This is a genomic window from Mesorhizobium sp. M7A.F.Ca.CA.001.04.2.1 (assembly GCF_003998485.1).
Taxonomy (GTDB): Bacteria; Pseudomonadota; Alphaproteobacteria; order Rhizobiales; family Rhizobiaceae; genus Mesorhizobium; species Mesorhizobium ciceri.
This window is the reverse complement of record NZ_RZQT01000169.1, coordinates 1-10,998: the sequence shown is the minus strand read 5'-3', so window position 1 is coordinate 10,998 and position 10,998 is coordinate 1. Positions and strand designations below refer to the sequence as shown.

Annotated in this window: 6 protein-coding genes and 5 pseudogenes; 2 read left to right on the top strand and 9 right to left on the bottom strand. The window is 59.4% G+C overall.

The window, feature by feature from the left end:
• The 4 genes and pseudogenes from EN955_RS31030 to EN955_RS31010 all read right to left on the bottom strand — a co-directional run.
• A partial coding sequence (locus EN955_RS31030) for a hypothetical protein (protein WP_164756508.1) occupies window positions 1-569 on the bottom strand: 569 nt, incomplete at its 3' end.
• Between the two features lie 192 nt (window positions 570-761).
• A pseudogene (locus EN955_RS31025) lies at window positions 762-1,050 on the bottom strand (ATP-binding protein); the annotation flags it as partial.
• Window positions 1,010-2,289, bottom strand: a pseudogene (gene istA, locus EN955_RS35700) (IS21 family transposase); the annotation flags it as partial. The pseudogenes istA and EN955_RS31025, both read right to left, overlap by 41 nt.
• A gap of 16 nt (window positions 2,290-2,305) precedes the next feature.
• Window positions 2,306-2,770 (bottom strand): annotated as a pseudogene (locus tag EN955_RS31010) (IS21 family transposase); the annotation flags it as partial.
• 341 nt (window positions 2,771-3,111) lie between these two features.
• Between EN955_RS31010 and EN955_RS31005 the strand changes: the two are divergent.
• Window positions 3,112-3,384, top strand: coding sequence for a hypothetical protein (locus tag EN955_RS31005; RefSeq protein WP_127218629.1), 273 nt, complete (start codon window positions 3,112-3,114; stop codon window positions 3,382-3,384).
• Between the two features lie 556 nt (window positions 3,385-3,940).
• On the opposite strand, the gene EN955_RS31000 is transcribed toward EN955_RS31005, so the two are convergent.
• Window positions 3,941-5,257, bottom strand: coding sequence for a HipA domain-containing protein (locus EN955_RS31000; protein WP_024505832.1), 1,317 nt, complete (start codon window positions 5,255-5,257; stop codon window positions 3,941-3,943).
• Window positions 5,247-5,585 (bottom strand): helix-turn-helix transcriptional regulator, encoded by a 339-nt coding sequence (locus EN955_RS30995; RefSeq protein WP_024505831.1) that lies wholly within the window; start codon window positions 5,583-5,585, stop codon window positions 5,247-5,249. The genes EN955_RS31000 and EN955_RS30995 overlap by 11 nt, the downstream gene beginning before the upstream one ends.
• 582 nt (window positions 5,586-6,167) lie before the next feature.
• Between EN955_RS30995 and EN955_RS35695 the strand changes: the two genes are divergently transcribed.
• Window positions 6,168-6,479 (top strand): hypothetical protein, encoded by a 312-nt coding sequence (locus EN955_RS35695; RefSeq protein WP_081714478.1) that lies wholly within the window; start codon window positions 6,168-6,170, stop codon window positions 6,477-6,479.
• Here EN955_RS35695 and EN955_RS30985 read toward each other — a convergent pair.
• The 3 genes and pseudogenes from EN955_RS30985 to EN955_RS30975 form a co-directional block, all read right to left on the bottom strand.
• A pseudogene (locus tag EN955_RS30985) lies at window positions 6,455-7,795 on the bottom strand (IS5 family transposase). The gene EN955_RS35695 and the pseudogene EN955_RS30985 overlap by 25 nt on opposite strands.
• Before the next feature lie 215 nt (window positions 7,796-8,010).
• A pseudogene (locus tag EN955_RS30980) lies at window positions 8,011-8,765 on the bottom strand (IS5 family transposase).
• Between the two features lie 163 nt (window positions 8,766-8,928).
• The gene (locus EN955_RS30975) at window positions 8,929-10,167 is read right to left on the bottom strand and encodes an acetyl-CoA carboxylase biotin carboxylase subunit family protein (protein WP_024505827.1); all 1,239 of its coding nucleotides are present in this window, start codon (window positions 10,165-10,167) and stop codon (window positions 8,929-8,931) included.
• Between the last annotated feature and the right edge of the window lie 831 nt (window positions 10,168-10,998).

The window sequence follows — 10,998 nt, the reverse complement described above, 5'->3', positions numbered from 1 at the left end:
GCAACAATCGTCAGAGCCTCATCGAATTGGAGATCATGCTTGACCAGCAAATGCGCGGCCAATGCTTCGATGGCTGACCAGTGATCGAGTACTAGCCGGGCCGTGCGATCTTCGATCCGCCTCCAACCGGGGCGGCGCGGCATCAGGAACCGCAACTCACCATAGATTCGCTTGGCATCCGCGTAGTCGCTGCTCCCCTCATTCGCGTCGGACGCATTCATCGCCATATCGCGCGGGTCCAGATAGCCTTCGAATGCGGATTCTGCAAAAGGACCTGCCAGACACATAACTATCTCCCGGATCGCACCATCGCGTTCCAAATATCGATCCATATCGTCCTCGAAAATCGGCTTTCGCTTCGAGGTGAACCCTTGCGCTGAATAAAAAGCGTCGCCCATGACAACACCATGGTAATCCCCGTCACCGGGCTCGGGGTAAATACTAACACTTGAGAAAGCAGGGAATTCACGGTCGTCGTCGAACATCTGACGCTTCAAAACGATGGCGGCCACCGCGTGCCCGGCTTCGTGGTGCGCCACAAGCGGGAGAGGTTCGGAGGCTACATTCATGGGGTGCGGCTCTCAGGTCTAGTTTGCTTTTGCGCATAGGACCGCAACCGTCGTGCCAACTGGGAAAATCGTTTCGGACAATGCGATCGCTCCGATAGCGTTGTGTCTCCTGTCTGACATGGTTGGGAAGTCGACACGCGCCCGTCGCAATGAGGTCGACCTTCCGCGCGAGTTGGGTGACCCGTGAAGGCGGCCGACCAGGACGATGTTGCGCTGATCGGCGACGAAGGCGCCGCCGGGCGAGATCGCGCATCAGGGGTTCGGTGACCGGCGTGTCGGCGAAGTCGAAGTCGTCGATGTCCTTGGCCAGCGGCAACTTGGCGACGGCGAACTGGTATTTGATGGAGCGGGCCTGCTTCTCCGATATCTCGGCTTGCAAGAGATCACCGACGAGTCCTGGGCGGCTCGTGCCGTGCTTGATGGCGACGCCCATGATCTCGTCATAGGCGCTGCGCATCCCGTAGAGCTTCAGCGCCCCCATCAGTTCCAGAACCTCGGTGCGTTTCCGTTTGTCCTCCTGAGACTGTCATAGCGGGCGCAGTCGGCGACCGGCTCGTGAGCCAGCGGCAGGGCCTGGGGAATGGAAAGGATCGTGCCCGGCGCCGGATCGCGGCTGCGGGCCAGGATGTTGAGGATCACCGCCGCCGAACAGACGCCATGCTCGAGCGCTTCCTGGCAGGCGCTCTCGACCGCGCTCAATCCGTCGGTCAGGACGCAGGTGAGGATCGACACCATCTGCCGGTCGCCGTCATCGGCCGCCCCTAGCTTGCGGCGCACCTTCTCCATGGTTGATGGCAGAACCCATTCCCGGAAAGGCGCGCCGTTGCGCAGGCCGTCCGGTTTGCGGGCCAGCACCGGCACGTAGTGCCAGGGATCGTAGACGACCTCGTTGCGGCCGAAAGAGCGTGCGTGCTCGCCGACGACCGCGCGATCCTGGCGGATGACGATGCGGTCGGCATAAGCATGGATCTCGACCGGCCGACCGACGGCGCTCGACAGCACCGAGTATTTGTTGTTGTCGAAGCGCACCGTGCAGGTCTTCGACACCGACGCGGGAATGCAATGGTAGCCGTCGAAGCGACCGGCATAGGGAATGAAGCTGGCGCGTTCTTCTTCGAATACGTCCCAGATCGTGCGCTCACCCTGTTCGGGATGCCGACGCGCCTTGGCATTAGGCAACGCATTTGTCGTCCAGCCAGCCGTTGAGATCCTCCAACGTCTTAAAGCGCAGCCTCGGTGTGAAGAAGCGCTCGCGCACCAGCCCGACCTGGTTCTCGACTTGCCCCTTTTCCCAGCCGGCCGCCGGTGTGCAGGCCTCCGGCTCGACAAGGTAATGCCCGCACATCTGCGCAAAGCGGCGGCTGTAGCGGCGGTCCCTGCCGATGAAGATCGCGTCCACCGCCGTCTTCATGTTGTCGTAGATGCCGCGCGTGCAGGCGCCACGGAAGAAGGCGAATGCCCGGTATGCGCGTCGAACACCATCTTCTGCGTCTCGCGCGGATAGGCCCTCACGAAGAACATGCGGCTGTGAGAGCCGCATGTGCGCGACCTTCACTGTCACGCCGTCGAGCAGGACGATCTCGTGACTCCAGTCGAACTGGTAGGCCTCGCCAGGTGCAAAACTCAACGGAATGTAGGCCTCGGCCACGGCGCTGCCGCGATCCGCCGCCGAGCTCTGCGCATGCCGCCACCCCGAACTGTAGCTGCCGTCATAGCCGAGGCACATGCGGCTGTGAGAGCCGCATGTGCGCGACCTTCACTGTCACGCCGTCGAGCAGGACGATCTCGTGACTCCAGTCGAACTGGTAGGCCTCGCCAGGTGCAAAACTCAACGGAATGTAGGCCTCGGCCACGGCGCTGCCGCGATCCGCCGCCGAGCTCTGCGCATGCCGCCACCCCGAACTGTAGCTGCCGTCATAGCCGAGGCCGCGAAGCTCCTCGAAGATCCGGATCAGCGTCAGCCGCTCCCGCTGCGGCTTGGCCGCATTCGCCGACAGCAGCCGGTCCAGCGTCTCACGCCAAGCTCCCATGCGGGAATAGGGCTGGTGCTTGCGCTCGTAGCGGAACTCCGTCTCCTCAGAACGCAGGACCTTGCGCACCACCTTGCGCGAGATCTTCAGCTCACGGCAGATCGCTTTGATCGACTTCCCCTGGACCAGCGACAGCCGACGTATCTTTGCAATCGTCTCCAAAACCAACATCCAAAACACAAATGCCTCCGATCAAACCGGAGGCATCTTGATGACCCCATCGTTAAGGGTCCCGTTTGGACGAAAATCACCCCTTAAACAGCGTCCTCATTCACGAAAAATCGATGCACTACCTTCCAAAGCTGAGAGAGATCGCCACCGACCGCTTTGAAGGGGCTTTCGGCGGTCTCGTCAGCGAGGTTGTGGCATGAAGAAACATCAATCCATCGCAGTGGGCCGAAGCATGCCACGGGCTCATGCCGCGGAGAGCGGGAAGATATTGTTGAAAGAAGCGGTCTCCGACATCAATACCGACAGGATCGGCAGCTTTCTCACGTCACTTGAGGTCGAGCGTGGCAGTTGCGACCCGCAATGCAAGGCTGGCGGCGATGCATACCTTAGCGCGGTTCCTGATCTCGGAGCACCCGAATAATATGGATACGCTGCAACTGGTGGTGACACTTCCCTTCAAGAGGGCGCGCGGGTGGCACCTGTCGAATATCTCGAAGAGCCCGGAACTCAAGAGCGTCCTGGCGCGCATCGACCGCCGCACGCCTTCTGGACAGCGGGATTACGCTCTGTTTTCGCTGATGTTCAATACGGATGCACGAGTTCAGGGATCCTGAATCTTCGATTGTGACCTTCGTCTGGTATCGCCCTGTCCCGCCGAGCAAAGCAACGACCGCCCCACACTGCTCACCCGGTTCGGTGTTCGATACTTGCTGCGCACACATGGCTGCGGGCGAAGGAACCACCCTGGCGGAAAAAAAGCATCCATCATCGCCCTTTGCGGGACACGACGGCCATCCACCTCGTCAAAACGGGTGTTGACATCGCCACCATCAGTCGATGGCCAGGCCACTCGGGCTGAAACTAACGATGCGGTATAAGCGCTCGAACAAGTCTTCCCCGACGTGATGTCATCGGCAAAAGATCAGACGATCATCGCTTTGATGGCTGGATGTTTGGCTGGCTGCACCGCTTGTAGACGCTCTGTTATGTGGAGTTGTATCGCGGGAAGTCGCGCGTCTTGGGCTTTTGCGGTTTCAGCTCCACATCTCTCCGCAGTGCACGTTGTCACTGTTGAAGAGCCGTTTGTTCAATCTTCGTCCTGGCACGGCAAGGGTTGTCAAATTGTGGGCGTCTTGCGCTTGCCGAGCTTGTCCGAAACCCAGCGCCGGATCAGGCGTGAACACTGTTGCGTAGTTCGTCAGCCAGAGCGCGGAGAACGTCGGCGCTTCCTTCCAGCGCCGTAAAAGCGTAGGGATTGAGGAACTGTCGGCCCCAGAACAGATTGCGATCTGTGCCGGATAGCGTAGCTTCCTCGCTGACACGCGGCCAATTCTCCGCAATGCATCGAAGCTGGCCTTCAACAATCGCAAGAGCTTCCGGCGCGCTGAGCAGGAAGTGATGCGCGGCTTCAAGGCAGGACGCTATCCGGCTCATGCGGTTATTGCCGCTGATGAGCATGGCCTGGCTGGCCTCCTGGCCACTGCGGGCCTGCGGACAAATATCGTACGCAGGCGTGAGGGTGAGCTTAGCCCCGTCCCAGAATGCCGCATGGTTGCGGGCATGATCGTCGGTATTGCCGCAAAGTATGTTGAAGACAATGCGGCTGAACAACTCGCGCAGAGTTTCCGACGGCGCGGTGAATCGGTGGCGAATGATCTCCGCCAAATCCTGGTAGCTGGCGTAACGCGCCATCATCTCATCGAGTGCGAGCATCGTCAGCGCTGAGACCATGGATTTGCGTTGCCAGCCGCCCCTGACCTTGATCCGGTCGAATCGCTCGACGAGCAACACGTCGTTGCCTGCGGCGCGAACGAGCGAGACGGATGCCGCTCTGATGCCGCACAAGGCGGCAAGCCGCATGGCTATGAATTCTCCTTTGACGACGCTGTAAAGGTCGGCAGACGAGGAAAATTTCGCGACATGCTTGACGGCGCCGTCCTCGATCAGCGCCTTTGGCCTTGCGCCGCCGATCGAGCTGCCGTGATGCAGCGCCTGATCTAATTCGGGGGTGAGCGGAATACCTTTCTCTACCCGCTCCGCCGATTGGACAAGCTCTTCGAGAGTGGCATTGGCCAGTGCGCGCGGCTCGTAGTTCGTGGGCGAAAACTGAAAATCGAGCGCGCCGATGCGGTCCGAGCCTGATTCCAGCAAGAACGTCAGTTCTGAAATATCGAGCCGCGCGATTTCATCGCCCTTCACACCGAATTTGCGGTTTAGGATAACCCGTCGTCCCCAGGCATCAGGGGCAGCATCGCGGATGCATCCCGGCATGGTTAGGCCAGGAAGCAAAGGCAATTCGCCTGCCTTCAGGGGCAGTTCCGGGAGATAAAGCGGGATCGCGCTGCCCAGTTCACGAAAGCTCCTGCCATAGTTGAAGCTGACGAGTCCGTCATGGGCATATAGCCGCCCGGCGACAACCGGCGCGGTCTCGCCCGGCAGCCAGACCCAGACATAGGCTTCGTCGTACTTAGGGACCTTAGAACTCATCGACGATCTGCTTGCCGGCCTTGTAGACGTGCTTCGGCAGCAGCGCGATGCGATCGTCCATGCGGCCTGTGAGGGCTGTGATGCCATTGCCGTCGGCATCGAACAGCTTCACACCGACAATGGCAGCAGCTTCGAACATCAGTCCGATTTCGACTTTGGGATCGCCCTTCTCGATGCGCTGCAGGGTGCTGCGTGAAACACCGATTCTCTCGGCTAACTCCTGTGCGGTTAACCGGTGCTGCATCCGGCCAAGCCGGACGGTCTTACCGAAAAGGCCAAGCGCTTCCATCGCGTAGCGCGAATAGGTGCGTTTATGCGTTGCCGTCATTCGGGTCTCTGTGACCTATACATGATCCATATCGCCTTCTTTCGGCCCTTATATAGGTAATGTCACAGAGCGACTGCCAAAGTCAAGACTCCGTATTGTATGACCCTAATTCCCCTGATTCGGCTTTGTATGCAGCAAGAGTTCGCATCACGGCTACGTTCGGAAAGCGAGATAGAATGCGACGGGAGACGCCGGCGTTACCCATCCGAACGAGGAAGGCGGATATTGCCGACGGCTCCTGCACAACCGGCCAGCTCTGCGCGCCTCGGGCCAGGCGGAGATCTGGCGCTGGATGGCGGACAGCCATGAGACGCCTCGCATGAGTCGCCAAGCGCGATGAAGCGTTGCGGTCTTCGTCGCGCGCAACGGCGAAAGCGTGCAGGAGGATGGCTCGGGTCAGGGTGGACAAGCATCTGGGTAACATTTTGCTTCTGGAGGACGGGACGAGTCCAGGTTGGCCGCTGCTCAAGGCGCTGGCTCCGCAGCAGAGCGGAGGAACTGGAGGGTCTGGTCCGGCGTCGAGGCACGGCGCAAGGCCTGCCGCGAGGGCTACTGGCCAGCGAGAGGATTTAGAACAAGGAATTGCCTTACCTTGGTGCAACGCCCAACACGGGGCACATTGCGTCGGCGCTTTGCCGAACAGTTGTCGCGGTGCTGGGCGCCTCCAATCTGACCTTCGCCTTTGCCAGGTCCAGCCAGAAGCTGCCGGACTGGATCGAGGGCCAGGTGCGGGCGCTCGCCTTCTTCGGCGGCGTCACCAGGGCGATCGTCTGCGACGCCTTTGGCAGGCGCACGTGGGCTTCAGCTGAACCGCCTCCGAGATGCGCAAGCCGGCAGCATAGCAAGTCGGCCGTGAACAATGAGAGGGATCAGGCTTCGAGCTCTTTCGGCTGACTTTGTAGGGCTGCGATGAGAAGCCACAAAAATCCCTTCAGCCACCTGAGCAGGAGGGAGAAGCTGTATCCGACGGCGGCCAGAATGGCGTTGAGGGCGTCGCCCTGCTGGCCGGCGAGGTAGTTGCGGCCCATGCGGTGTTCGTTCTTGATGTGGCCGATGACGGGCTCGACCGCCGACCGCCGTCGCATCTGGCGCTTGATGGCTGGGGTGACGCGGCGTTTCTGGCCCGCGGTGAAGACCCTGAGCTTGTGGCTCTGGGGTGCGTTGTGGCCGCGATAGCCGGCGTCGGCGAGGATGCGGCCGATCTCGTTGCCGATGGTCTTTTCCATGTCGGGGATGACGCTTGCCAGCGTGTGGCCGTCATAGGGATTGCCGGGCAGCGCTTTTGCATGCAGGGCGAACTGGCCGCCCTTGGAGCGCTTCAGCGTGGTGGCCACCGACACCTTCACCCCGAACTCGTAGGGCGCATGCGCCTTGCCCTTGCCGATGCATTCCACCTCGTGCGCGTGCAGGCTGTAGATCTTGCGGCCGCGCTGGCGCTGGCGTTGCTCGAGAACGGTGGCGGCCTGGTAGAGCGGCCATTTGAACAGCGCGTCCAGCCCCTGATCGCCGGCGATCTGGCGACCAATGTCGCGAATGGTCCGGCCGAGATAGGTCTTGAGCTTGCGTAGCGCCTTGTTGGCCCGCTTGAACTGCTTGGCGTGGGCATAGCGCTGGTGGCTGATCAGCGCCAGCTTGCCGACCCGCACATAGCTCTGGCGCAAATGGAGACCCGTCCTCTTGGCCAGCCGCACCAGCCGTTCGCGCGCCCGGTGGATGAGCTTGGCGTCGGTTGGGAACATGACGTTCTTCGGCTGCACGGTGGTGTCGACGATCAGTGCGCGTGTCGGCCGGCTTCATCGCCCCGGTCTTGACCGCAAGGCTGAGGCTTTCCTGCAACAGCACCACGATCCGCTCCTCGCCCATACGGCTGCGCCAGCGCATCATCGACGAGCGGTCGAACGGCAGCGTATGGCAGAAAACGTCTCGCCGGTGAGATACTGGAAGTAGGGGTTCTCCACCCAGCGCTCGCACAGCACCTCGTCCGACAGGTTGAAGGTGTGTTGAGGATCGCCAGCCCGCCATCAACCGGGTCGGCAGCGGCGGCATGCCGGGACCATCCGAATAGACGCGCCGAAACGCTCCTCCAGCACCGGCCAGTCGATCGCCTGCGCCAGCCGCACCAGCTCGTGCTGCATGTTGATGATCTGGTCGAGCCGGGAGCGGAACAGGTCCTGCTCTCCCGTCTCACGCTTCTCGCGTGGCCTGGACATTCGCCGTCCCCTCGATTCGCTGCCGCCGAACCGAGTGAATCACGCTCCGCAGCACAAGGGAATCGAAAACCGAATTGCAGGAAAACAGCGTCCAAATACCGCTAACCTGCAATTCAAAAGACGCTATCCGCTTCCCAGGCCAGATCAATGGCTTGCGGATAGTTCACGGTCGACTAGCAAGTGGGTTCTTCAGGGACGACTACTAGGGCGTGTCCTCAGTTGAGGAGGAAAGTTATGGCGACGAGTTGGACGACGGCAAGGAAATTGCGCGCGGTCTTGTCATAACGCGTGGCGATGGCGCGGAAGTGTTTGAGCTTGTTTAAGAACCGCTCGACGAGATTGCGCTCGCGGTAGATTGCGAAATCGGTCTGGCGCGGGATGAGGCGGTTGGCCTTGGGTGGGATGACCGGGGTGATTCGGCGATCCTTGAGAGTCTGGATGAGGGTGTCGGCGTCGTAGGCCTTGTCCGCAAGAAGGGCTTGCGGGTCGACTTGATCGAGCAGCGGCCCAGCTTGGCCAAGATCGGAGGCTTGGCCGGGGGTCAAAGAGAAGCCGACGGGGTTGCCCAAGGCGTCGACCATGGCGTGGATCTTGGTGGTCAGTCCGCCTCGGGAGCGTCCGATGGCTTGGTTTTCGCTCGCTTTTTTTGGGCGCCGGCGCTGTGTTGGTGAGCCCGCACGATGGTTGCGTCCAGCGACATGTACTCGTTGTCGTGATCACTGGCCAAAGTCTTGAAGATCCGGTCAAAAACGCCACTCTTGGCCCACCGGTCGAAGCGTTGCCAGACAATCTTCCAGTCCCCGAAACGTGGTGGCAGGTCGCGCCAGGGAATACCCGCCCGGTAGCGGTAGAGCACCGCTTCGACAAACAGCCGGTTGTCCTGCGCCGTTCCGCCCACATGGCCCTCACGGCCGGGCAGGAAATCCTTGACCCGATCCCACTGGTCGTCACGAAGTCCGTATCGCCGCATCGGTCGGTTCCCCAAATCAAACCGACCACCTATGAAGCACTCAAACACTGATTTGGGAATCCCCTAACTGAAGACACGCTCTAGTTCGTCTTCGGGCTCCATCATGTCGCCGACATCCAAGTGAAATTTTTTGGTCTGCGCCCACCCTCCGCGGCGAAGGCCCTCAAGTTGTTCCTGTTTCGCCGCGGGTCGAAAACGGTGTGATCGACCAATCGATCAAGCTGACGGCACGCTCAAGTATCTCCTCCGTCCGCGCAAGGCTAGGTGAAGCGGCTATGACATAGCCAATCCAGTCTCGGGAATCGCCTTTCCTGAGAATCGGCGTCTTGGGTTCAACGCGGAAATTTACCTCGGCGACACCGGATAGTGCGACCGCCCGACTCTCGCCAACGATCGAATCAATTATGCCATCGCGGTCTGGAACAAGTAGCCGCGCGGCTGCAGTGTGGGATTGCCTTTTTTGCAAATCCCATGCCTCGCCGATCGCCAGCTTGATGTGCTCGGTGACAAGATCGATGCCGTAAGCCAGCCGAATCAGTTGGGGAGTTGGTGTGCAAGGAAGACGTGGATTGACTTCGATGACGACTGGACCACGCATCGTCCACCGGAACTCAATGCCTGTTGGCCCCCAGCCAAGGCCGAGAGCTCGCAAACAGTTCAGCGAAACTTCGGCGATGCACTTACGCTGGTCATAGGCCAGCGCGGCCGGGAAGGCGCACTCTCGAAATACGAAGTATGGAAGATCGCCCAAGTCAGCGGTCCCGATCCCAATGATGTCATTCCCCATTATCTCCGCACTAAAATACGGGCCTTGTGCGAATTCTTCGACCAGTATCCTCGGCGAAGACTGCCATTTATGCTTCCCGCCCAACAGATAGGTCGAATGTTCGAATAACTCATCGACGGTGCGGCACAAGCGGACTCCGCAGCTAAAACTCCCTTCGGCCGGCTTAAGAATCACTGGTAGGCCAATCTCTGTGGCAGAGCGTTCTATGTCCGTCGCGTTCGCTGCTAAACGATAAGCAGGTATTGGGACGCCCGCCTCCGCGAGGAGTTGACGTTGAACTAATTTGTCGCAGCACCGTTCAACGGATTCGGGGTCGGGTCCGGGTAAATCGAAATGCCGGCAGAGCTTTCCAACTGTCGCATAGAATGAGTCACCGGTGCTTGTAATCCCAGCAATGTCATAGTTCGCACGGAGCTGAAGACATTCGTGGATCAGCGCGTCGAGGTTGTCTGTATCGACACGAATGACGATGCTTTGCGGCGTCAGACGGTTGTACCGAGCTGGATCAGCCGAAAGGATAATTGGGTGAAGACCAAGACGCAGAGCCGCTTGGACGTAGAGCGGACCAACGTCCCATGGATAGATTTCGATCAATATGAGCGCTCTTCTTGTCATGGCTGCTGCCCTCATGTCGCTTGCTATTCGGCCGTCTGAGCATACATCAGTTTGCATAGGCATTGTTTTTCGGACTGACCTCCTATCATTGTCGTGAACGTACCATTTTCAGCGATTTGCGGTCGTAAAGATTGTGCAAACTTACTTGAAAGATCTGTGGCAATGTCCGCGCGCGAATTGGCGAGTGGTGGTCAGGCAGTGAGACTGACGAATTGGCCGGGGTAGGATCAGCCTAAGGCCGTAAAATCGTTAAGACTACGTTCTGATTCGAAGCTTCTTTTGGAAGCTTGAAAGCGTGGATACGACCTTTGGCTGCTGGCGCGCTTTCGACGGAGAGATTGTCAGGATCGGAAGTTCCTGGTCTCCCACGGTTCCGTAACGCCCACCAACGCGAAATTTCCACGGGTTCCGCGCATTCCGTCTTTTGTCGAACAGCTCTCGATTGTATTCGAGTTTTCTAGAGCTAATTATAAAGTCGCCTTACAGAATTCACATACTTTTTTAACATATTTTCGCTTGTCGTCAGGACGAGTTTGGTCCCTATTCTGACGTCAAATATGGGTAAGAGAAACATAACCTTTCGAAGCAAATTAATGCTTTCGGAAGTCTAATGTAGCGACTTTAAGAGCGGGCTGTTTCCGTAGCGCCGAACGCGTAGGATTCATTGGTACGGGCAGCATGGGGCGACCAATGATCGCAAGGTTCGCGGCAATTGCGCCGCCGATGAGAACTGTACCGCACCTAATTTGCCCCTATACGGAGGAATTGACATGAATACCCTCGATCAGCGGACCGCACTGGAGCAAGCCGCACGCAAACGCATCAAGGATT

Excerpts from the sequence above, each read along its gene's own strand:
- EN955_RS30995 (WP_024505831.1), bottom strand. The coding sequence starts at position 5,585 with ATGACGGCAACGCATAAACGCACCTATTCGCGCTACGCGATGGAAGCG.
- EN955_RS30975 (WP_024505827.1), bottom strand. The coding sequence starts at position 10,167 with ATGACAAGAAGAGCGCTCATATTGATCGAAATCTATCCATGGGACGTT.
- EN955_RS31000 (WP_024505832.1), bottom strand. The coding sequence starts at position 5,257 with ATGAGTTCTAAGGTCCCTAAGTACGACGAAGCCTATGTCTGGGTCTGG.